We start from the raw sequence: 22,771 nt of genomic DNA, 5'->3' as shown, positions 1-22,771 counted from the left end.
TAGAGCCGATGAAGGCTGAGAATCCTGATAAACAGATAGCAATCTAAGAAGCGAGGGAATTCTGTGTATAATAAAAAAGTGATGGATCATTTTATGAATCCTAGGAACGTGGGGGAAATAGAGGATGCAGACGGGGTTGGAGAAGCCGGAAACCCTCATGGGGATCAGATGAAAATTTTTCTGAAAATCCGGGACAACAGAATTGAAGATGTAAAATTCAAGACTTTTGGCTGTGCAGCAGCAATCGCGTCCAGCAGCATGGCGACCGAACTGATAAAAGGCAAAACTCTTGAAGAAGCCTGGGAGCTTACAAACGAAGCTGTGGCCGAAGCGCTTGAGGGGCTACCTCCGGGAAAACTGGAGTGCTCGGTGGTTTCCAGGCAGGCTACCCATAGGGCGATTAATGATTACCGCAAAAAGCAGGGGCTTGAACCCCTGAAAGAGCAGACCTGAAAGAAAAAAACATATAAAGTTTTCATAAATCGCCGTTCACTGAAAAATGCCTGAGGCTTGAGGCTTAAGGAGGCTTACCCAGGAGGTTCAACATTCTGAAACCTCTGCAAGTCTTCCGTATATCTTTATCGTAAACTTGATAATAATGACACCTGATCATACCCTATGAAAAAAATAGGGATTGCGATTACTGACCCGGAAGACTGGACAGCCCGGGCACTCATAAAGGCAGCGAAGGAAAAGGGGTTTTCTCCTTTTGTCCTTGACCTCAGGGCAGCAGAGGTCAGTGTAAGTTCAGGAGCTTCTGAGTCAGCAGCTCTTTTTAAGGCAGGGGAAACCCTGCTCTCAGACCTTGATGCACTCATTGTTAGAGATGCAGGTGCAGGGGCTTTTGAAGGAGTATCTTTCAGGTTTGATATCTTGCGGGAACTGGAAGCACAGGGAATTCCAGTTATTAACTCTCCAGAAGCTATCCAGAATGCGGCAAACAAGTATCATGCTTCTTATCTTCTGGCAAAAGCCGGCATTCCGGTGCCTGAAACCAGAGCTGTCCAGAGTGTAGAAGCAGCCTTAAAGGTAATATCAAGATTCGGGGATGCCGTCATAAAACCTGTTTTTGGTTATAAGGGAAAAGATATAGCAAGGGTAAAAGAAGGAGAAATCCGGTTTTCAGATAAAAAAACAGGGCCTGTACCTGTGGAAGAGACACTCGAAAGTCTGCTCGAAGAGAGGGGAATGCTGTATATCCAGGAGTTTATAGAAAACCCCGGGAGGGATATAAGGGCTTTTGTTGTGGGAGACACAGTCATAGGCGCAATTTACCGAAAAGCCGCTGCAGGTTCCTGGGTGAACAATCTGAGTCAGGGAGGAAGTTCAGATAGGTGTGTACTTACCGATGAACAGAAAGAAATTGCCGAAAAAGCTTCCCTTACGATAGGCACAACATTTGCAGGTATCGATATTATAGAAGGGACTGAAATTATAGAAGGATCTGAACGTGTAGAAGGGCCTGAAGGCTTTATCGAAAACAAAAATAAGAAAGGTAAAGGTCAAAGCAATGAAGGTAAACAGAGCTCCCGAATACTTGAAGTAAATGGAACGCCTTCAGGAAAAGGAATTTTTGATGCGTGGGGAATAAATCCGGCCGAGCATATCCTGGAATACTTGCAAAATATTTTATGAATTAACTATAAATGTTATTGGAGATAGTATAACATATTTTAGGAAGATTATTAATAGAGGTATTCTCAAATCTGTAAACTATCAGATATGTGAAAGCAGTAAAAGCAGCCGCATATCTGAAGCAGTCTAAGAAAAGCTACAAGAGATCCTGAGGTTAACACTCAAATCCGATCCAAAAAGGCTGCACAGAAAACATTTAAGATATAGGCTGTCTTTGAATAAGCCCGAGGCAAAAGATGAGCGAATACAAACAGTGTATAGTTACCCGGGATGACCTGAAGCTTTCTAAAGGCAAATTTGCTGTACAGGTGGCTCACGCTGCCCTTTCTGCAGCTGAATGGGCAAGCAAAAGCGACCTTGAAAAATGGAAGGAAGGAGGGCAAAAAAAAGTTGTCCTGAAAGTCCCCACTCTTAAGGACCTTTACGAGCTTAAGGAGAAAGCAAGAAGGGAAGGGCTTCCGACAGCTATGATACAGGATGCAGGACTTACGGAAATTCCTCCCGGGACAGTCACGGTGCTCGGAATCGGACCGGCAAAAGAAGAGATTATGGATAAAGTTACAAGGGACCTTAAACTTGTTTAACTGTCAGTGTGCCCATAAAAAGGACTGTCCCGTTATAAAAAAGTTATCAGAAGATACCTGAAGAGATGTTTTCATTGACAGAAAAAAGTTCTGCCTGTCATTCGATTCAGGAGGGCATTAATGAATAACTCAGAGGTTTTAGAAAAAAACGCACCCTCGATGATTGCGGTCTTATTTATATGCCTCGTACTGGTTATGATTACCGGATTTATTTTTTCGGATTCTATTGGCAATTTTACGAATGAGTTAAGAGATTATCTTGGGCTGGGTGCGGAGACTGAAAGCTCTGAAGAGGTATTCATGCCTGATATGGCTTCTTTTACTCTTCCGGCAATACCTTCGTATTCCACTTCGAAAAGCGAACTTACTCCCATCCTGAGAACTCCACTGCAACCTGGTTTTTCTCTGAGCAGTAATTATCAGACTTCAGAGTTTTTCCAGGGAGGGGTAAGTTATTTTAAAATCAGTATAAAAAATGAAGGACGGAACCCAATCTTTATTGATAGGTACGGAGTTTCGGTTAACGCCTCCGAAAACCGGATCTTTTCCGAAGACTGTGGAGCGCTGCTTTCACCGGGAGAAGAGCAGAGTCTCGGAGTAATTGCAGTTCAGGTGCCTGAAGAGGAAAAAGCCAGATTCAGTATCGTACTCTGGCTTCTTGCATCGACATCGGAAGCCAAATGGCATGAATATGAGCCCTATTTCCTGAACGGGTTCACTGCAGACCTGAAGCCGATGCCCGAAAAAAATATTCCAAAATACAGGTACAATCCTGATTATTATTTTAAAACAATAAACCGACTGGTGGAACCGGCCGAACCCGATGTAAGAGGCAGAGCAGCCCAGGTAGCCCGCTCATATCCCGGAGCTTATAATATCTATCAGGTCTGTGCCCTCTTTGACATGGTAAAAGAGGAAATCGAGTACGTAAGTGACCCGAGGGGCAATGATGTATGGGAGCCAGCCAATGTTACCCTGAGGATAGGAGCAGGGGACTGTGAAGATCAGGCAATTCTTCTTTCATCCATGCTCGAAGCTGTTGGAGGTACGACTCGAGTCTATCTGACAGATAACCATGCCTTCGCAGCTGCCTATATAGGCAAAGGAAACGATTCAACTGAAGCCGCAGTTAAAGGAGTAAGGGCTTATTACGGAAATGTTGATGTAAACTACCTGACCGACGAATACGGTTCCTGGCTGATGCTGGACCCGACTTCCAGTCTTTACGCAGGCGGACTTCCCGGGAAAACAGCTCAGGTAAAGGTTCAGGCAGTTGGAGAAAATGAAACTTACAGGAGCTGGACATTCGTAAACACAAGCACGGTAAAAGTGATTGACATCAGCACCAGAGCAATTAAATAAGTTCCACTTTAACCTTGGTATACACAGGGGAAGAAAACACTTCCCTGGAAGCTGCTGATCTGTACTACTAATCAGTAAATCTATTAATCAGCAGATCTTATTCTTTTAATTCCTGGTCAAAAAATCCAGCTACAAATCTTACCCAGAAATTTTACTAATTTATTTAAGGAGTGTTTGCAACCTATGGAAGTTCCGGAGATTGAAAAACAGATAGGAATAAAACTTTACTTTACTGATACAGAAGGTCTTGGAGGGCAACTCCGCCAGGAAATTGAGGATTTCATTGTAAAAGAAGTTACAAACCGGGAGGAAGGACAGGAAGGAAAATACCTCATTCTCGAACTCACAAAACGAGACTGGGATACACATCATTTTACCCGAACTCTCGCAAAAATCTTGCAGGTAAGCCAGAAAAGAATCAGCGTTGCAGGCACAAAAGACAAAAGAGCGCTGACCACCCAGAAAATCAGCATATTTGATACCGATGCCTCCCAAATTGAAAAAATTTACTTAAAAGACATAGAGATGAAAGTGCTGGGACGCTCACGGAAGTCTGTGGAACTTGGAGACCTGTGGGGAAATGATTTCATAATCACAATCCGGGATATTGAGAGTTCTCCCGAAGAGACACGACCTCTGCTCAAAAAGACAACAGATGAAATCCTGACCCAGGGCGGCGTCCCCAATTTCTTCGGGATCCAGCGTTTCGGCTCTGTCCGCCCTGTCACCCATATAGTAGGAAAAGCCATCATTGAAGGGGATTTTGAAAAAGCTGCAATGCTTTATATCGCCGAACCCTTCCCGGATGAGCCCGATGAGACAAAAGCAGCCCGCCAGTTTGTAAAAGATACCCGCGACTATAAGGAAGGGCTCAAAACCTATCCTCTCCGCCTGGGTCACGAAAGGGCAATGATGAACCACCTGATCGCAAATCCGGAAGATTATCCCGGAGCTTTCCGCGTGCTTCCTCAGAACCTTTACAGGATGTTCGTACACGGATACCAGTCTTACATATATAACATAATCATCTGCCGCAGAATCGAACGCGGCATTCCGTTAAATCAGGCAGTGGACGGAGATATCGTCTGCTTCAGGAACGAAGCCGGCCTTCCTGATTCCTCAAAAACTGAGAAAGTCACCTCCGAAACCGTAAATGCAATGAACCGCCTGATAAAGCTCGGCCGTGCTTTCGTTACAGCCCCACTTCCGGGCTTTAAGACTGCATTTGCGTCCGGAGTACCGGGAGAAATCGAAAGTGAGGTCCTTAAAGAACTTGGAGTCTCTCTTGAAGGTTTTAATATAGAAGAGTTCCCGGAAATGAGCTCAAAAGGCACCCGCAGGGAACTCCTCCTGCAGGTGGAACCGAAGTTTGAGGTTGGAGAGGATGAGTTGAACCCCGGAAAATCAAAGGCGGTTCTGGAGTTTATGCTGCCAAAGGGAAGCTATGCGACAACCGTGCTGCGGGAATATATGAAAGTGGACCCGCTGCAGATGAGCTGAGAACTCGAAACAATTCGGGCTGCAGAAAAATCAGTCCTCAGGAAAAACGGACTGTTCAAGGCGCTCTCTACTCTTTATATCCCGGGCAGCCGTCTTTTTTCCAAAACCTGTGCTCGCAATGCTCACAAGGAAATAGCGGGTTATTATGGCCTCGGAAAAGGGTAATGCAGTTTTTGCCCCCTTGGCATAGTGGTCCTTAAATTCCTTATGCAGGAGGTCCTGACGGCAGTATTTTCAGGGGTCACGAGTCTCCGTTTAATCGTTGGAAGTTAATACAATCTCAGAAGCAGGGAAGTTGGCCTTCCTCACTTACAGGTTTTCCATTCTTGAGAAAACCAAACTCTTTCCAGAGCAAGCCCAGCACGACCAGGAACATCAGGAATTCCGCAACCGGGGTTGCGAGCCAGACTCCATTAAGGCCAAGTAAGGGAGGTAAAATCCAGAGCAGAGGAAGGAAGAAGAGAAAAACTGTTCCTAGCTGGATGAAAAGAGCGTATCTGACTTTGTTTATCGACTGGAAATATACGGAACCCAGCATAACCGTCCCATGGGCAAGGAGGGCAAACATGAAAATCTCCATGCCGTTAAGAGTAATTTTCAGGAGTTCGGGGCTGTCGCGGTTGAAGATAAAGATAAGCTGTTCCGGATACATAGAGAGAAGCATGAAACCAATCAATCCGGTCACGAGGCAGGAGATAACAGTTATCTTCAAGATCCCTGCAACCCGGGAATAACAACGGGCTCCGTAATTAAAACCGATGATTGGCTGGGTTCCAACTGCTATTCCTTCAAAAATCAAGGAGAAAATCGAGAAGACATAACCTATAATTCCATAGCCTGAAACTGCGAGTTCCGAGCCGTAACTGAGCAGCATGTACTCGTTCGTAAAGAGCAGGACGAATGTTGAAAACTGCATTGCAAAGGAAGGAAAGCCTGCTTTCATAATTCTGAGAATTATTCCCGACTCCAGAGAGAGGGACCGGGGTTTTAGCCTCAGCCCGGCCCATCCGCTGAAAAAATACAGAGCTAGCAGAATTCCGGAAAGAGAGAAAGCAATAACCGTGGCTATTGCAGCCCCGGTAACCCCCATTTCCATTCGCATGACAAAGATGTAGTCAAGAATCAGGTTTACGAGAACACTTGCAACCACACATATCATAGCAAGTCTTGGTTTCCCATCATTTCGTACCAGAGGTTCGAGAGCAATAGACAGAATCAGGAGCATCGAGCCTGAAAATATGACTCTGAGGTAACTATTTGCCATGTCAAAGACCGGGCCAGAGGCGCCCAGAAGGCGGAGATAAGAATCCGAGACGGCCAGCCCGATGGTGGTGAGCCCTATTCCCACAAGCAGGAGCAGGGGAAAAGCATTATGTATGAGTTTGAGGGCTTCCTGCCGATTAACTCTGCCAAGGGCCAGGGCCACAAGGCTTGAAGTCCCGATCCCGATCATCTGTCCTACAGCAATTATGGCCAGAAGTGCAGGAAATGCAAGAGTTATCCCTGCAAGCCCCTGGCTACCCACAGCATTCCCGACAAAGAAACCGTCAATAACTCCCTGGATTCCAGCGACAATTAACCCGATGGTTGCAGGGAGAACGAATTTCAGGAAAAGCTTTCCGATACTTGCAGACCTCATTTCCCGTTCATCTGTCATATTTTACTCTCCATAAACGAAAAAGGGGATATTTAGTTAGGATAACTAATATATAAGATCTTCTTCGCCTAAAAAATATAATTGATAAATTCGCCTCTGTATTCAGGACAAGATCTATAGGAAGAGACGACGAAACTCAAGTTTTAGACTTCCTGCAAGCGAGTGCCAGCAGAGCGGCACCCATAAATGAAAAAATCAGTCTGCTGTAGAGGAAGTCTTCTGGCAAAGTATAAGGTATTGGACTCTCCATGACCCCCAGATACCAGCGCAGGGGCCACGAAAGAAAATTATTCCCGAAAATGTCAACCCATACAGGAAACCTCGGATTAAAAAATCCCAGAAACAGCATAAGAGGCAAAAGAGGGTAAAGTAGTCTGGAATTGATTCTCCCGACCGCCAGGGCAAGCCCCAGCACAAAGACCTGGGAAGTCAATAAAAATAACAGTAAAGACAGCATGAATTCAGCGTAAGCATAGAAATTAAAGTAATAGGCATAATACACAAAGCTTAATAAAATCGGCAAGGACGCGGCAAATATAAAAACAGCCGTGATTAGCAGCGGTGAGTTAAGAAAACATTTAATGCGATTGTCGGCATGGCACATTAGGCTATGCCGACTTTCGCTATTTCATGGTTATTCTGGCTTGCTCAATGGCTTTTCCAAAGTCAAACGCACCGATGAAGTTATAGACAATTTCGATTTCCTGTACTTTGTCACCGGCTCCGCGTCCCCGCTTGCCGGAAGTTTTCGACATAAGGATTTTGTCGATAAACTCCCGCAATATGGTTGCATCGAGCTCGGTCAGGTTGGTATACTTCTTCGCCGTTGCGATGAAGCTCTTGACATTGGACTTGCTTTTTTCCTGCTGCTTGACTTCTTCGCGCAAGATTTTAGACGTAGCCCTTAAATTGTCCTGTTCAAGCTCATAATCACGGGATAGCTTTATGAAACGCTCGTCGGTCAGCTTCCCCGTAATGTTGTCCTCAAAATGCGTTTGAAAATCATGTCAAGCTCGGCAATCCGTTTTTCCGCTTTCACAAGGGTATTCTTTTTCTGCGCTAACGCTTTATCCCTCGCTCGCGTGTCGGTTTCCGCAGCTTCACGGATAAAATCATCCTCATACTGCGTCACATACGCGATTGCTTCCCGTAGGTTGCGTATAACGATTTCTTCTAAGCCACGTTGCGGATAGAGTGAGTTGTGCATAAGGTACGGTCTTTGCGGTAGGTGGAACAAATGAAAATATGGAAGCAAATTATTTGCTGTCTTGCTGTTCATCCGCGTTTTCCTCCAAATACTTTTTTAGTTGCCGCAACGTGCTTGTCCGCTGATATTGGACAGTGGCGCGTAAAAGGTTCAGCATTTCCCCGATTTCCCGGTCAGACATTTCAAGGAAATAGGCCAGCAGGATAATATCGCGTTTACGCTCCGGCAGAGTTCGCAGGGCCTCCGCGATAAGCTCGTTATTGACGACTACCTCGCGGCCTAAAATATTGAAAACCTGTTCCGTGGCAAAGTATCTATCCACTGTAAAAAGCTGCTCCATTTCTTGCGCCGACAACTCCGAAAAGGATACCTCACGTTCACGTTGCCGTTTCATTTCGTCGTAGTGGTCGCGGGCTTCGTGCTTAGTACCTTTTTGCAAAAGCTGTCAAAAGCGTATTGCTTGTTTCGCTCATGGCTTGAGGGTGTCACATTCTCACCCTCTTTCTGCAAGAGCGGTGATGGCTTTTCCCCTTTCGCCACTATTACGGTGAGCATTGCAAATCTGCAAAACTCACGGAGTGGTTTTTGAAAAAAATGGGGCAAATGCAAAAATGCGCCCGGCTGGACACAATCCAGGCGGGCGCAAGAGGATAGGTAAATATTTCCTATCGTGTAATGTGTGTAGATACATTGATAGGCGTGGTATGCCCCGTTCGGGTAAGGGCTTTTTTTGATGGTGCAAAATAAGGATTATTTTGTCGATAGACATAGCAGAACATGGCGGCAACCTCCTTGTTACCGCCGTGTCCTGAAAAAAGGGTGACTTTAATACACCCTCCGCAATCCAATTTTCTCAAAAGGAAAACGGCGGCTTTGATTTTCGGTTATCAAAACCGCCGTCAGGCTACGCTATACTGTTTTAGGCAAAGCTAATCAGCCGCCGCAACAACGGTTTTTTTATTTCTCGTTGGGGCAGTGGGTATGTTACTATTCTGTTTTTATCCCGGCACATCAAGCCAATTTGACCGATGTTACTTCATCTATTGGTGCTAAGGCTGACTGCGCAGTATGCTTATTTTCTGCGTCTTGGTGATTAAGGTTAGATTACTTTAGCAATCATTTGAATAAGATTATAATACTTTCCGTTTTCAGCTTCCCTCATCTTTATATCTTCCTCGATACCTTGCCAATAGCTGGTATGCCATTCATCCCACGACTGTTTACAGCAGAGCATTTCACGAATGTCAATAATTTCAATACCTTTTTCTGTTTCCCATAAGTTTTTCCACCAATCAAGAGAATGAATAGTCCTTGCCACCTCATCATTCCAAAACGGCTTCATTTTATCAGGGACATTTTCCCCAAATTCATATTTTATGCCGGGAATAGCCACGGCGATATAGCCGCCCTTTTTCACAAAAGGAATGAGCGACGGGAGCATTTCTACCGTATCACCGAAATAATGGTAAGCGTCCACGGTGAACAACAAGTCAAAATATCCGTTTGCGAAAGGCAACCCTTTGGTCGCGTCTACGGAAATCGGAACGGCCTTATCATCAATCCCGATAGATTGAAAACGCTCATAGTTTTCAGTTGGCGAAATCCAAAGGTCGGCGGCGAAAATGGATGCGCCATATTTTTTTGCCAACAACAGCGTAGAAAGACCACACCCGCAGCCGAGGTCAAGGATTCGCATATTCTCATTGATGTTCAGGTGCGACGACAATTCCTCTGATAACCGCATGGCGTTTGGTCCCATCATTGTGGCTTTCAGGAACTCAACATTTTCATCATTGGACATAAACTGGTCTGTAAATGGATACATGGTATTCTTCCTTTCTAATTTTCGCCTTATATCTCTTAATCATAATTCAATTATACCCTGCTTCTGCCCCCTGAAAGAGTTTTTATTCCGGAATTCTGCTTATCGGAAAGCCCGGTTTTTTTCGATGCAGCTTTCGATCCGCTCTTTTTTTTCGGGACCGAGACCTTTTAAAAGCGCCATATAATCCAGCAACTGATATACGGTCAGCTCCTCATAAAGTCCGAACTCCTGGGGCAGGTCCCCAAGCCGGTTCTTAAGGTAATTCTCATTTTTACCTATATCCATTCCATCAATTGTTATTGACCCTGTAGACGCAAGGAGCTGCCGGACAAGAATTTTCATAAATGTGGTCTTCCCTGCCCCGTTTGGCCCTATTAATCCTATGATTGAAGGAGGCCGAAGCTCGAGATCGATTCCTGAAAGCACGGATTTTTCCGAACTGTACGCTTTTGACAGGTTTTTAATTTCAATTTCCATTGTTTATTCACCGTTTCCCCGAACCGGGTAAATTGAACTATTCGGGCACCAACAAAAAAGAAAGCAGAAACAATAGTGGATAAAATCAACTCTTGATATAAATATCTGATGATAAAAAATCACACTCCGGAAACAAATCGGACATCATTCACCATCAATAGAAACTCTAATTTTGCTTTCCTATTCTATATTTTTTTCCATTTCTCTTTCATTTCCTCCTCTTCCGGACCCCAGATACAAGAAACACGATGCCAGACAAAAGGATTACAGGCGGGGACCAGAAGGTCAGACCAGCCAATAACCATAATACTCCCACACCAGTAGTATACGGGTCCAGGGCTCTAAGAGAAAGACAAAGAACCCCTACTAAAGCTATTAGCCAGGAGCCAAAGACAAGGGACTTATTATTTCTTTTCCTCAGAAGTACTGCCAGCAAAAAAAGCATTCCAGCGATAGCAATCGGGGGAAAATAAAAGGTAGCAAACTCCACCCGACATCCGGATATTTTTTACTCCATAACAGTTCACCAGTTTTTGCGTCCAGTGCATCAATATTCGGATAGTGCACAGCAAACAAAACCCCATCTTTATACCCAAGGTCAGCGCTCCGTTCCTCACTCCAGAGTAGTTCGCCTGTTTCCGCATCCACGGCTATAATACCGTTCTCTCCGAAGGCACCTTCACTAAGGTAAAGGACACCGTCCGCAACAAGGTTTACCCAGGACTGCATATCGGACCTGAGTTTCCAGGGCAATTAATAAGTCCAGGCAACTTTTAAAGGCGGAGCCAGTATTACAGGTTCGGCTTCGCTCAGATGGAGCGTAAGGTCGTAAAATTCAAAGTCATTGTAACTGCTGCCGTTTGCACTACTCCCGGAACTGATTTTTATGGTATTGGCTCCGGAATTTAAAAGAGTAGAGTGAACAGGAATTGTAATATCCACTGCAGTGGAATCCGAAATGTTTTCAGGGATATAGCTGTTGAGGGCCCGAGATCTATTTCGTTAATGTATACTTTATCTAGAAATTCGTCTGTCGGCCCGGGAACAACATTTTTGACTGTGGCTGTTAGTTCTGCACTTTCTACATATATTGAAGAATTCAGGGTAAAATTTGTGACGTATACCAAGCCTTCCGGATTGCCTGGGGTTAATCCCTCTTTAAAATCATCGCCAAGAAGCAAATAAAGAAATAATTAAAAATAATGCGAGAGTAAATGAATTTTTTATTACAGGATACATATGGGCAGTGTACCGATTTTTCTGTAAAATCACAAATTTTAATAAGTTTTTGAGTCAAAAATTCCATATCAAAAGATCCATTTTCCCCACAGTACACAATAACTTTAAATTGAATTTACAGCAAATTCGTGACACTACCTACATACTCAACCCAGCAAACGGTTCTATTAGTGCCTTGGAATCAACAACTAGTGATAAAAACGAATCAACGTAAAAAACTGTATCCGGTTAAAGAAAAAATATTCAGGCCAGAAAAATCCGGCCAGAAATTGATATAAAATCCTTTTAATCGTTTTTACAGCCCGGAGCCCGCTCTCTTTTCCACTAACCTTCCGTACATATTTGCAACAAATATCGAATTTGTGAAGAACATTGCAGGTATGCCCACAAGCACAATTGAGAGGATCAAAAAGATAATAACAAGAGCATACTGTTTCAGTACTGTAACGATATATTCTCCAAGGTTATCCCTGACAACATTCAGGACATCAAACTCAAAGAAAGACTCAACGGTCTGTTTCCTGAAGAAATTAACTGCAAGAATAGGGATCACAAAGAACCCCAACACCAGGTTGAGAATGCTCCCCAGGGTTTCATTGACATACATTGCAGCAGAGAGTATAACCATATACCCTATGTAGAAAGGAAGAGCCTTCAGAAAAACCATGAACCCAAGTTTCAGGTCCTCCATAAAATCGAGCTTGATAAGCCCCTCATACCTGCCCTCAATAAATTCGTTAACAAGCCTTACAGCATAGCCGAAGAGCACAAGCCACCCTATAATTGGAATAAATAACAGGAGAATGTAAAGAAGCCTTTGCGGCACTTTAAAGGGATATTTGAAAGCTTCTGAAAAACTTATAGTTTCTATAATAATCACCAGAATAATCCTATTTATTAAGTATATAAAACTTTGTAAAATTAAGTTCAAAGAAATCTGAGATTTTTGACGAATAAATTTGCAAAGATAATGCCCCTGAAAAATAAAGCTGGTAAGTGACACGCAGGGAATTATAGTAAGTGACAATCAGGAAATTATAGTAAATGACAATCAGGAAACATGTTTTTCATACAGGAAATAGAGCCCATTTAATCTGAAAGCGCCACCATTAGAAGCCTGAATTAGCAAGCAAAAAATAAAAATGAAGAATATTATCAGTTTAAATGAGATGCAGGTTCATGTCTGTTTATAAACATGTGCTTATAGGCACATATTTGTAAATAGCCTAAATTTGATTTTGAAATGGAAAGTTTTCAGATAAGGTTTTTTTCTAACCCCTCCGGATTTTCTCATATATTTATCGAAAGGAAAAACTTACCTGGTCATTTTTTCTTTTTATCTTTCTCGAGCATTTTCTTTGCTTGTTTATCGCCTGAGGAAGCTTTCTTTTGCAGTTTTTCCGTTTCTTTACGAGCTCTGGAGTTAGAAATCTGTTCCATATCTTTCTTAGCCATTACCATATGACGAACCTTCAGCGAGATTGCTTACACAATCTCTCCATAATACTTCTGCAGTTTAACTCTATTAGATACTACTGCAAGTAAATACTTTAAGTGTCAAAAATATTTAATAGTTTCGACCAGAGGAAAAACGCAAATACGGCAGAATCAAAATAAGAAAAGCAGAAGATGAATATGGAAGTACCCTGAAAGGCTGGACTTCAAAGACATGATTCTGGAATATGCATTTCTAGCTTCAGAATTTAAAGCTTTTAATTTAGAGAGCTTAAAGCTTCTAACGAGAACATGAAAGAGGTCAGAGAAAAAGTTAATTTAACTATTATTACCTGCAAGCTAACGATTTCCAGCAAGAAAAGGAAGGGAAAAAAAGAGATTCTACCATCTATTGTGAAGAAATTTCCGGGGCCGGGCTTAGAAATTCCCGGACCCTCTGACGAATATAAGACAAAAAGGAGAAAGATGTCAAAGGATTATTTTTTCTTCATTTCCTTTATTTTTTCTTCATTTCCTTTATTTTTTCTTCATTTCCTTTGCAAGCTTCTTCTTTGCGTCCTTGCTGCCTGCGGAAGCCAGTTTTTCCAGCTCTCCCATCTTTTCTTTCTTAGCCATCTTTTTTTTATCCATATCTTTTTTAGACATTGCCATGGTGTATACCTTCATAGAATTTAATGAAATTAGAATATCCGTGCAGATACCACATCAATACAGTACCTCAACAGATATCACATTAATCCATTATTTTCATTTTTAAAACTATTTATCAGTTTCCCGCGAAAGGGGAACTCTTTGATTTGGGTATTAGTTAATAAGTTAGAAACTGGCTTTTTAGAAATCCCGATAAAGGGTAAAAATGAGCCAGAAAAGAGGATTAAAGAGAAAAAAATTCCCTTCATCACTCTGACAGAATTATCGCCCTTCCCGTTCCTTTTTGTATTTGCACATTGCCCTTATCAGGCCCTTGAACGGGGGAGACGGCCTGCCGGGTCTTGACCTGAACTCCGGATGGAACTGAGAGGCAAAGAAGAAGCGTTTGCCAGGAATTTCGGCGATTTCCATTCTATTTTTGTTTTTGCCTGAAAAGACTATGCCAAAGGACTCCAGCCTGTCCACAAACTCAGGGTTTACTTCATACCTGTGGCGGTGGCGCTCGACAATATAATTGGTTCCGTAAAGCTTTGTGGCAATAGAGCCTTCCTTAAGGATGGCTTCGTAGTCCCCAAGGCGCATGGTGCCGCCCATATCAGCAACTCCGGTCTGCTCCGGAAGGATGTCAATGACCGGGTAAGGAGTGTCTTCATCAAACTCGGTACTATTTGCGTTCTCGAGGTTCGCCACGTCTCTTGCGAACTCAATTACCGCAAGCTGCATACCCAGGCAGATCCCAAGGAACGGGATATTGTTTTCCCTGGCAAATTTGATTGCAAGCATCTTGCCTTCAGTTCCGCGCCCTCCAAACCCGCCAGGAATCAGGATGCCGTCAAACTGCATGAGTTTCTCAATCTCTGCAGGATTTTCTTCCAGAGTCTCTGCCTCGACCATATTGACATCAACTCTGCAAGCGTTATCGATTCCACCATGTTTGACAGCCTCAAGGATACTGAGGTAAGAATCTTCGAGATTTGTATATTTGCCTACGATTGCCAGCTTGACCTCTTCTGTGGTGGATTTCATCCTTGAAACCATTTCCCTCCATCCATTGTCCTCAATACAGGACTCCAGCTTCAGGTGCTTCATAAGCTGGGTGGTCAGTCCCTGCTCCTCAATCTCAAGAGGCACTTCATAAATATCGTCTGCATCATGAGCGCTGATAACCAGTTCCTGGGGCACATCACAGAATAAGGCGATTTTTTCCTTGGCGCTTTCCTGAAGAGGAGTCTTTGACCTTGTAACTATCACTTCAGGGCTCAGACCAAGTGCCCGAAGTTCTTTTACAGAGTGCTGTGAAGGCTTGGTCTTCTGTTCGCCCTGCAGATCTTCCATTACAAGGGTCACATGGATGAAGGCAATATTTTCGGAAGGTTCTTCCCTGTGCATCTGGCGTACAGCCTCAAGGAAAGGCATGCTCTCAATGTCTCCGACAGTCCCTCCGATCTCGACAAGACAGACATCAGCTCCGCTCCTGGCTGCTACCTTTCTTATTTTATTCTTGATCTCGTTTGTAATATGGGGAATGATCTGGACGGTCTTTCCAAGGTAGTCTCCTCTCCTTTCCTTGGCGATCACTTCCTGGTAAACCTTGCCTGTGGTGAGGTTGTGGTCTCTGGTAAGTTCCGTGTCAAGGAACCTCTCGTAATTTCCGAGATCCAGGTCAACTTCGCCTCCGTCCCTGAGCACAAAGACTTCCCCGTGCTGGTAGGGGCTCATGGTGCCTGCATCAATATTGATGTAAGGGTCGATCTTGATAGCCGTAACTTTATAACCTTTGTTTTTCAGGTTCCTGCCGATAGATGCGATGGTGATGCCTTTCCCAAGCCCGCTCATCACCCCACCGGTAACTACTATATATTTCATGGGTAAGCTTCCTAGGTAATTTTTTAATAGAGGGTTTTAAATCAAAAGATTCCTGTGAACTTTAGACTAAAAAGCAATCAGATGGATAACATATACAGATTATTCATTCCAATTATTGCGTACGAACACAATACCAATATCTTCATGATATAAAAATTACTCTCTAATTTCAGGAAAGACAATTTCAAATAGCAACCGAAACCAGAGCACGCTTACAAAAAAGCTAAAAAAGAACCCGGCAAGCTCAGTAAAGAATTAAAATAGGGAAGAAATTCAGATAAGCGAGCTTATCTGAGAACCCGGTTAACTGAGAATTTATTTACCTGAAAATCTTATTTTAGCCGAGAAAAGACTGTCTTCCGGACCGCAAAATTGGATATGAGCCCAGTTTCCCGGATTTGCTCAACCTTCTTCCATAATTTTTAGCAGAATGTAGGTTGTACAGGTCACAAACAGGATTGAGAATAGGAGAGCCTGAGTAAAACTGACACTGAACTGGAGTCCGGCTGGCAGGATGAAGTAAAGGAAGAATAAGAATATAAGCAGTAAAAAACCTCCAAGAGCCAGGGCAAGAGGAAGCCTTTCGTTCTGTCCCGTACCTTGTCGGGTCCTTTTTCCCGACGTTGATGGAAATCCTCCTTTAAAGTTTCTCAGGACAGAAGATGAAATCCCACCAAATCCGCTTCCGCTTCCTGTCCGTGGACGGGAAGCTTTTTTTACAGGCTCTGCTACGGAAGGCCTTGATGGTTTCAACTCTTCGGTGTCCTCTTCCCATTTTGCGGTCTCAACCTTTGAGAGCTCCTGCGGCTTTGTCTCTACCTTTCCGAGCTGGACTGGAAAACCTTTCTTCTTCGAGCCATAACCTGCAGTGATATAGATATGACCCTTTGTAAGTACCCTGCCTTCCTGCGAAATCCTTGCAACTGCGGAAACATACTCTTTCTGGAGCACATATGGATTGTCCCGCAAAAAAGTGATCTGACCTTTTAATTCTTCGCTCACGGAAAGGTGAATATGGGTTGGAGACCCGTAGTTCGTAACAAGGATTTCAAAGGTCTGCTCTCCGCCGGGATAAAGAGGAATCTCAATGCTTTCTTTTTCAAACTCAATAGAGTTTATTTCCTGCCGGTTAATGATAACATTCTGGAATATTTGCTCCAAGTTCAACCCTCGCATCAGTTCCTGAGGTCTGGAGGAAGCAAATTCGGAATCCCCTCATCTATGGGATAATGCTCTTTACAGGCAGGGCAGTAAAGGGTTCCGGATATGACCTCTTCTTCATTTTCTTCAACAACGTTCAAAATCAGGTCGCCCTTACACACAGGACAGGCCAGAATATCCATAAGATCTTTTTTCACAAAAATTCACCATCAAAGCACTTTTGCGATAGAGGAAACAGAATTTTACATTTTGCAGGGAGATTTCAGGTTCTACTTTCATACTCATGCTTCTTATTTTCATTCATCCACGGACATGAAAAGCTTATCCTGAGATTTAGATTTAATTCTCGTATCTGATTTAATTCTCGTATATTCGCCAGGATTATTTACCTATATCATTTGCAGATCTCGCATTCTTTCGCAGATCTCGTATTCCTCGTCCCTGTCATTCGATTTTCCGATACTTTTATTTTCCAGGCATCAATTTGTTCTGATAATTCCTGTTCATTAACCTATTCATAGATTTAATTCCTGTTCATTAACCTATTTATAGATTACATAAACTTACTTTTGACTTATATAGATTCTATTGATTGCTTCGGACTTATTTATAAATACCACTGACTTCTCTTGCCTTTACTCTTTGATCTACGATATGCCGAATACTTACTGTATTCAGTTGCTCTTTTTTCAATTTATCTTCCTATTTAATGTGATCTAAGTACTTACAGATAACTTATCATTCTACAGACTGCTTGTAAGTTGAGTTTTTAGTACTTCTAGCAGAAGTAATAACTTTAAATATATATTAACATATTATTTTTTTTAAAAAAGTATTTAAAAGAATAACATTTGATAACCCTAAATACTTTTTTCCAGCTGGATAGATTAGACTTCTTGAACAAAATTACTTCGACTAAATTTAGTTAAGGATAAAAGGTTCGATTATAACAGTTTTGATTATAACAGGTTTGGATTATAACAGGTTTGGATTATAACAGTTTTGATTATAACAGGTTTGGATTATAACAGGCTTCACTAATCCTTCTTAAAACCGGAAGCGAGAGCTGGAAAACTTGGAAACTAGAGCTGGAATTCCGGGTAATTTATAAAAGATACAATAGAGATGTGGGATAAAATATGAAACAGACAGTATTTGAGAAAAGCATTGACTCTGCAAGCCAGACCATGCTCCAGAAAGCAGAAAACGAAGGCATCGAAACTGCCTGGGATAGGTATGAGCAGCAACTGCCTCAGTGCAGTTTCGGACAGCTTGGAATCTGCTGCAGGAATTGCAACATGGGTCCCTGCAGGATAGATCCTTTCGGGGAAGGGGCTGAGAAAGGAATATGCGGTGCTACAGCAGACATTATAGTTGCGCGAAATCTCTTAAGGATGATTGCAGCAGGGGCAGCCGCACATTCCGACCATGCCAGAGATGCAGTATTGACCTTTAAGAAAATGAGCGAAGGAGAGGCTGGAAGTTACAGGATAAAAGATGAAGCAAAGCTGTTCTCCCTTGCCTCTGAATACGGGATTCCCGCAGAGGGAAAGAACCGTGAAGAAGTGGCAGCCGAACTTGCAAATGCGCTGCTTCTGGAGTTTGGAAAACAGAATGAGCCTCTTTTATGCACAAGGAGAGCGCCCGTATCAAGGCTCAGGCTCTGGTCGGAACTTGGAATAGAACCCAGAGGAATTGACCGGGAAATTGTTGAATGTATGCACAGAACCCATATAGGTGTTGACAATAACGCTACTCATATTCTGCTACAGGGACTGCGTACAGGGCTTTCGGACGGGTGGGGAGGTTCCATGATTGCAACAGATGTCCAGGACATACTCTTCGGAACCCCGGAACCTAAGAAGAGTACTGTAAACCTTGGAGTGCTCGCCCTTGATAAGGTAAACGTAATTGTCCACGGGCATGAACCAATCCTCTCGGAAATGATTGTGGAAGCTGCGGAAGACCCCGGGCTTCTGGAACTTGCAAAGGAGAAAGGAGCAGAAGGCATCAACGTTGCCGGAATTTGCTGTACCGGAAACGAAACTCTAATGCGTCACGGGACACCCATAGCAGGCACTTTCCTCCAGCAGGAACTCGCAGTGATTACAGGAGCTGTGGAAGCTATGGTTGTGGATGTCCAGTGCATTATGCCGTCCCTCGGGAGTCTTACTGGCTGTTATCACACGAAATTTATATCCACGTCTCCGAAAGCAGATTTCCCGGGAACTGTGAGAATGGAGTTCCATGAAGAAGAGGCTTATGAGACCGCAAAAGGGATTATAAGGACAGCCGTAGAAAACTTCCCGAACCGGATCCGTGAAAAGGTGAGTATCCCGGAAGAAAAGCAGGAATGTATGGTCGGTTTCAGTGCCGAAGCAATCCTCAATGCCCTTGGCGGGAGCCCTGATCCCCTCATTGAAGCGATTGCCGGAGGTACAATAAAAGGAATCGGAGCAGTTGTTGGATGCAATAACGTAAAGATCCAGCACAATTACGGGCACGTGAACCTTGTAAAAGAGCTGATCAAAAATAATGTCCTTGTAGTGACCACCGGATGCAATGCGATTGCCTGTGCAGAAGCCGGGCTGCTTGTGCCGGAAGCTGCTGCTTTTGCAGGAGATGGACTAAAAGGTATCTGTGAAGCCCTCGGCATTCCTCCCATCCTGCACATGGGTTCCTGTGTAGATATCAGCCGCATCCTGGTCCTTGCCTCGGCAATTGCAAACCGCCTGGGCGTGGACATAAGCGACCTCCCTGCTGCCGGTGCAGCTCCGGAATGGATGAGTGAAAAAGCAGTGAGTATAGGGGCTTATGTTGTTTCCTCCGGAGTGTTTACTGTACTCGGCACGATTCCACCTGTCCTTGGCAGCCAGGAAGTCACATCTCTTCTGACAAAAGGCCTGGACAGTGTTGTTGGAGCAAGCTTTGCAGTTGAGCCTGACCCCTTTAAAGCTGCAGGCCTGATGCTTGAGCACATCGAAGGAAAAAGAAGGGCACTGGGCCTGAAATAAGGGAGAAATTCACAATGAAAGACGTGATAATCCGGCCTGAACGATGCATGGGCTGCCACTCCTGCGAAGTTGCCTGTGCTGTTGCACATTCAAAGAGCAAAAACCTCTTTTTGGCTCCAGGAGAAGTACCAGTCCCAAAAAAGCGCATCTCTGTTGAGCATATTCCTGCCCTTGAAGCTTCCATGCCTATAACCTGTCGCCACTGCGAGGATGCACCCTGTGTTTCGGTTTGCCCTACAAAAGCTCTTTCTAAGGACACAGCTACCGGTACTGTAAGCCACAACCCGGAACGCTGCGTGGACTGCTGGACATGTTCTACGGTTTGCACTCGTTTTTCTTCTCTGTACCAGTTAATTCTTGCCGTAGGGTGCTGGACCGCTTCCATGGCCTGCAATTACGGAGTAATCGACAGGCGGACCGAAGAGGGGACGGTAATAAAATGTGATTTATGTGAAGGAAGAGAGTTGCCTGCCTGCGTGGAGGCCTGTCCCACACATGCCCTCGTGTTTTCGGAGGCAGGAAGGCGTTAAGGAACAATAACAACGAGGTTAAATAGGTGGGGCGTTCCGTCCGGATTGACTTTGATATTATTCCGGGGCAGACGGAACGGCTTATTCCGGCTTTATCTCCCTGAACCACAGGGCTGCAGTCGACCTGCTCTATAGTTTGTTTATAAGATACCATCGCCAGCCTTTCTGACGGCGCCTCACAGAATAAGGAAGAAATAGAAGAGAGAAAGAAAAAGAGACTTAATAGAGAATACCCTTGAAAGAAATAGAAAGATCACGAAAACGGGAGTTTTTCACGTTTGTTTATTTTTCTTACTTTCTCAATTCTGTTTAGTTTACATCCTTCTTTATTTCAGTCGAATACCCCGCTGGCTTGCTGCAGAATGAAAAACTTCCCCGGCAACCATCAATGATAGTATGATTTATCAATTCCATTTTTTGGTTGTTAACTTCTGCTCAAACTAAGTTTTTTGGGGCTATCGTCTACTTTAATGGAATTTGGGGCGGGGGCTTAAACATACCCCGTTGCTTGCAGAGGGGTGCTCCACAGCAACTTTGATTTTGCACTCTTATAGTTTTTTGTCACTTTTTGTTTATTCTTTTACCCGTCGCTCTTAATTTCCGCTTCTTTTCTTTCCTGGGAAGATATCTAACAGAGAGCTGGCCGCCTTTAGAGCATTAATCTCCCAGGATGATACTATATAAAGGATTATTACCCTATTAACATGAAGAACTGAAAAAGAAAAAAGGGGAGTCAGATATGAACAGTAATATTTACAGAAAGATAATGGTTGCCACCGATGGCTCGGAACCCGTCAAAAAAGCGGTTGATACTGCTGTTGAAATTGCAAGACTTAGCGGGGCAAAGCTCTATGCTGTATATGTTGTCGCTTCAGGAGGGTATACGGTTGGCCATCCCAGAGATATAGGATGGGAAAGAGCGATGAAAGAGCATCTCAGTGCAGAAGGAAAAGAAGCAACAGCTTATGTCGAAAACGTCGGAAACGCTGCGGCTGTCGAGGTAGAATCCATTTTCCTTGAAGGAAGCCCTGCAAATGAGATTGTTGATTTTGCAGAAAAAAACGATATTGACCTTATCGTAATGGGAACACTGGGAAGGACGGGACTCCAGAAGATTTTACTGGGTAGCGTGGCTCAGAACGTGGTGAGGCATTCCAGAAAAGCCGTACTGGTTGTAAAAGGAGTGGAAGCCGAGTAATGCCGGATGCGAAGCACCAGACAAAAGTTCAAAACTGAATATAAAACGCTAGTGTAAATGCTAGTGCAAAACGCTAATGTAAAACGCCAGCGTAAAACGCTAAATATTAAGATATTAAATTAAAAACTGAGAATTTTCAGGGCAGGAGTCCCGGAATTTTTCGGGATAGGTTGATTTACCTGCCCGACCCAAATAACTTTTAATGATAGGACTTTTCCTCGACGTACTGGATTTTGCGCTCCCGATACTAATAATGATTTTTGTGGGGCTTGTGGGCACCAGCGTGCTTGTGGAACTCGGCCTGATGCAAAAATTTTCAAAACTGGTAAGCCCTATTTTTGCTTATACGAACCTGCCGGAAACCTGTGCTTCGGCTTTCGTTGTGGCAATAGGGTCTACTGTTGCTGCAAACAGTATGCTTTCTCAGGCAAAAAATGAAAACTGCCTTGAAGACAGGGAAGTCTTGCTCTGTTCAATGATGAACGCAACCCCTGCCTATTTCCGTGAACTCTTCACCTACCAGATTCCTATCGTGCTACCTGCACTCGGTCTTGTAGTAGGAGGATTTTACACTCTTGTGTTTATAGTTACTGCTGTGTTCAAGATCCTGGTAATTGCAGTTGCAAGCAAACTTTTTCTTAAAGGCAATTCCTGCAGAGTCCCTGAACCCCGGAGTAAGGAAAAAGTATCCCTGAAGACTGCATTTAAACGCGCATTCAAAAAAGAGTTCAGGATTTTTCTGAAGATTGCAGGAGTTTACCTTATAGCAACCACCATCATCTTCATTCTTCAGGACCAGGGAGCTTTCGAAGTATTCAGTGTACTTCCCCTTGCCGAGCTTTTTAAAATACCCCCGGAAACAATTATCCCTCTGACAAGTTACGTTGCAAGCCCTATACTCGGAATTTCGCTTCTCGGCCCCATGATCCATTCAGGAGAGATAACAAATGTACAGGCAATGATCGTGCTCATGCTGGGCAGTATGTTTATGCTCCCGATTTTTGCCATTCGTAGCCAGCTTCCAAGAAAAGTAGCTATCTTCGGAACACGCCTTGGAGTCCAGATCGTTGCTTATTCTACTGCAATGAGCATATTTGTAAGGTTTGTAATTTTGTTATTACTGCTCAATATGGCTTCTTGAGAAGTCGGTACAGTTCCTAGGAAAAAAAGGGCATTTTCAATCATAGTTATTTCTGGTTTATTTGCAAACCGCAGGTTTTTTAGTTTTTTAATTTTTTAATTTTGGTTTTTTTCTTTTGCTTTTAATTATTTTGCCTTTCTTTTTACTCTGCAGACAGGAATGATGTCCGGGGTAAAAGAATAAGGGTTATCCGATAACTGGTGATTTCCGGAGTGGGATAAGTTATCTAAAGCAGTATAAGAATCGAGAAGAATAGTATAAAATGAGAA

Annotated in this window: 24 protein-coding genes; 9 read left to right on the top strand and 15 right to left on the bottom strand. The window is 43.5% G+C overall.

Features of this window, described 5'->3' with window-relative positions; translation table 11 throughout:
• Window positions 1-63 precede the first annotated feature (63 nt).
• The 5 genes from nifU (at window position 64) to truD (ending at window position 5,081) form a co-directional block, all read left to right on the top strand.
• The gene (nifU, locus tag FXV91_RS00285) at window positions 64-453 is read left to right on the top strand and encodes a Fe-S cluster assembly scaffold protein NifU (protein WP_345945457.1); all 390 of its coding nucleotides are present in this window, start codon (window positions 64-66) and stop codon (window positions 451-453) included.
• Between the two features lie 165 nt (window positions 454-618).
• Entirely contained in the window at window positions 619-1,635 is a 1,017-nt protein-coding gene (gene mptN / locus FXV91_RS00280; protein ID WP_229387202.1) for a tetrahydromethanopterin:alpha-L-glutamate ligase, read from the top strand.
• A gap of 236 nt (window positions 1,636-1,871) precedes the next feature.
• The gene (gene pth2 / locus FXV91_RS00275; RefSeq protein ID WP_229387200.1) at window positions 1,872-2,219 is read left to right on the top strand and encodes a peptidyl-tRNA hydrolase Pth2; all 348 of its coding nucleotides are present in this window, start codon (window positions 1,872-1,874) and stop codon (window positions 2,217-2,219) included.
• Between the two features lie 120 nt (window positions 2,220-2,339).
• A complete protein-coding gene (locus FXV91_RS00270; RefSeq protein ID WP_229387198.1) occupies window positions 2,340-3,581 on the top strand; it encodes a transglutaminase family protein in 1,242 nt (413 codons plus the stop codon).
• Window positions 3,582-3,764: 183 nt separating this feature from the next.
• The gene (truD, locus tag FXV91_RS00265; RefSeq protein WP_229387196.1) at window positions 3,765-5,081 is read left to right on the top strand and encodes a tRNA pseudouridine(13) synthase TruD; all 1,317 of its coding nucleotides are present in this window, start codon (window positions 3,765-3,767) and stop codon (window positions 5,079-5,081) included.
• 280 nt (window positions 5,082-5,361) lie between these two features.
• On the opposite strand, the gene FXV91_RS00260 is transcribed toward truD, so the two are convergent.
• From FXV91_RS00260 to FXV91_RS00195, 15 genes are all read right to left on the bottom strand, one after another.
• Window positions 5,362-6,738, bottom strand: coding sequence for an MATE family efflux transporter (locus FXV91_RS00260; RefSeq protein WP_229387194.1), 1,377 nt, complete (start codon window positions 6,736-6,738; stop codon window positions 5,362-5,364).
• A gap of 136 nt (window positions 6,739-6,874) precedes the next feature.
• The gene (locus FXV91_RS00255) at window positions 6,875-7,171 is read right to left on the bottom strand and encodes a hypothetical protein (protein ID WP_229387192.1); all 297 of its coding nucleotides are present in this window, start codon (window positions 7,169-7,171) and stop codon (window positions 6,875-6,877) included.
• Window positions 7,172-7,361: 190 nt separating this feature from the next.
• Window positions 7,362-7,625, bottom strand: coding sequence for a DUF4368 domain-containing protein (locus FXV91_RS00250; RefSeq protein ID WP_229387190.1), 264 nt, complete (start codon window positions 7,623-7,625; stop codon window positions 7,362-7,364).
• A gap of 74 nt (window positions 7,626-7,699) precedes the next feature.
• Window positions 7,700-7,870: a hypothetical protein gene (locus tag FXV91_RS00245; protein ID WP_229387188.1), complete on the bottom strand. Its 171-nt coding sequence runs from the start codon at window positions 7,868-7,870 to the stop codon at window positions 7,700-7,702.
• A 124-nt stretch (window positions 7,871-7,994) separates the two neighbouring features.
• Window positions 7,995-8,384, bottom strand: a complete 390-nt coding sequence (locus FXV91_RS00240; protein WP_229387186.1) for a sigma factor-like helix-turn-helix DNA-binding protein — start codon at window positions 8,382-8,384, stop codon at window positions 7,995-7,997.
• Between the two features lie 660 nt (window positions 8,385-9,044).
• A complete protein-coding gene (locus FXV91_RS00235; RefSeq protein ID WP_229387184.1) occupies window positions 9,045-9,746 on the bottom strand; it encodes a methyltransferase domain-containing protein in 702 nt (233 codons plus the stop codon).
• Between the two features lie 123 nt (window positions 9,747-9,869).
• A complete protein-coding gene (locus FXV91_RS00230; RefSeq protein ID WP_229387182.1) occupies window positions 9,870-10,247 on the bottom strand; it encodes an ATP-binding cassette domain-containing protein in 378 nt (125 codons plus the stop codon).
• Between the two features lie 417 nt (window positions 10,248-10,664).
• Complete coding sequence (locus FXV91_RS00225; protein ID WP_229387180.1) at window positions 10,665-10,976, bottom strand: PQQ-binding-like beta-propeller repeat protein; 312 nt, start codon at window positions 10,974-10,976, stop codon at window positions 10,665-10,667.
• A gap of 24 nt (window positions 10,977-11,000) precedes the next feature.
• Window positions 11,001-11,189 (bottom strand): hypothetical protein, encoded by a 189-nt coding sequence (locus FXV91_RS00220; RefSeq protein ID WP_229387178.1) that lies wholly within the window; start codon window positions 11,187-11,189, stop codon window positions 11,001-11,003.
• Window positions 11,190-11,781: 592 nt separating this feature from the next.
• The gene (locus FXV91_RS00215) at window positions 11,782-12,312 is read right to left on the bottom strand and encodes a DUF4013 domain-containing protein (protein ID WP_229387176.1); all 531 of its coding nucleotides are present in this window, start codon (window positions 12,310-12,312) and stop codon (window positions 11,782-11,784) included.
• Between the two features lie 497 nt (window positions 12,313-12,809).
• Entirely contained in the window at window positions 12,810-12,947 is a 138-nt protein-coding gene (locus FXV91_RS00210; RefSeq protein ID WP_229387174.1) for a hypothetical protein, read from the bottom strand.
• 510 nt (window positions 12,948-13,457) lie between these two features.
• Window positions 13,458-13,592 (bottom strand): hypothetical protein, encoded by a 135-nt coding sequence (locus FXV91_RS19605; RefSeq protein ID WP_255679817.1) that lies wholly within the window; start codon window positions 13,590-13,592, stop codon window positions 13,458-13,460.
• Window positions 13,593-13,853: 261 nt separating this feature from the next.
• On the bottom strand, window positions 13,854-15,458 hold the full coding sequence (gene pyrG / locus FXV91_RS00205; RefSeq protein WP_229387172.1) for a CTP synthase (glutamine hydrolyzing): 1,605 nt from the start codon (window positions 15,456-15,458) through the stop codon (window positions 13,854-13,856).
• Window positions 15,459-15,860: 402 nt separating this feature from the next.
• Entirely contained in the window at window positions 15,861-16,619 is a 759-nt protein-coding gene (locus tag FXV91_RS00200; RefSeq protein WP_229387170.1) for a hypothetical protein, read from the bottom strand.
• A gap of 14 nt (window positions 16,620-16,633) precedes the next feature.
• A complete protein-coding gene (locus FXV91_RS00195; protein WP_229387168.1) occupies window positions 16,634-16,816 on the bottom strand; it encodes a methytransferase partner Trm112 in 183 nt (60 codons plus the stop codon).
• A 942-nt stretch (window positions 16,817-17,758) separates the two neighbouring features.
• Between FXV91_RS00195 and cooS the strand changes: the two genes are divergently transcribed.
• The 4 genes from cooS to FXV91_RS00175 all read left to right on the top strand — a co-directional run bounded on the left by cooS (window position 17,759) and on the right by FXV91_RS00175 (window position 22,502).
• Window positions 17,759-19,633 (top strand): anaerobic carbon-monoxide dehydrogenase catalytic subunit, encoded by a 1,875-nt coding sequence (gene cooS / locus FXV91_RS00190; RefSeq protein ID WP_229387167.1) that lies wholly within the window; start codon window positions 17,759-17,761, stop codon window positions 19,631-19,633.
• 14 nt (window positions 19,634-19,647) lie between these two features.
• A complete protein-coding gene (locus FXV91_RS00185) occupies window positions 19,648-20,163 on the top strand; it encodes a 4Fe-4S dicluster domain-containing protein (RefSeq protein WP_229387165.1) in 516 nt (171 codons plus the stop codon).
• A gap of 739 nt (window positions 20,164-20,902) precedes the next feature.
• A complete protein-coding gene (locus tag FXV91_RS00180; protein WP_229387163.1) occupies window positions 20,903-21,361 on the top strand; it encodes a universal stress protein in 459 nt (152 codons plus the stop codon).
• A 202-nt stretch (window positions 21,362-21,563) separates the two neighbouring features.
• Window positions 21,564-22,502: a nucleoside recognition domain-containing protein gene (locus FXV91_RS00175; RefSeq protein WP_229387161.1), complete on the top strand. Its 939-nt coding sequence runs from the start codon at window positions 21,564-21,566 to the stop codon at window positions 22,500-22,502.
• The last annotated feature ends 269 nt before the right edge of the window (window positions 22,503-22,771 follow it).

This window comes from Methanosarcina sp. DH2 (assembly GCF_020804225.1).
Classification (GTDB): Archaea; Halobacteriota; Methanosarcinia; order Methanosarcinales; family Methanosarcinaceae; genus Methanosarcina.
Note: the sequence above shows the minus strand (reverse complement) of the source record. Positions and strands in the feature narration are given on the sequence as shown.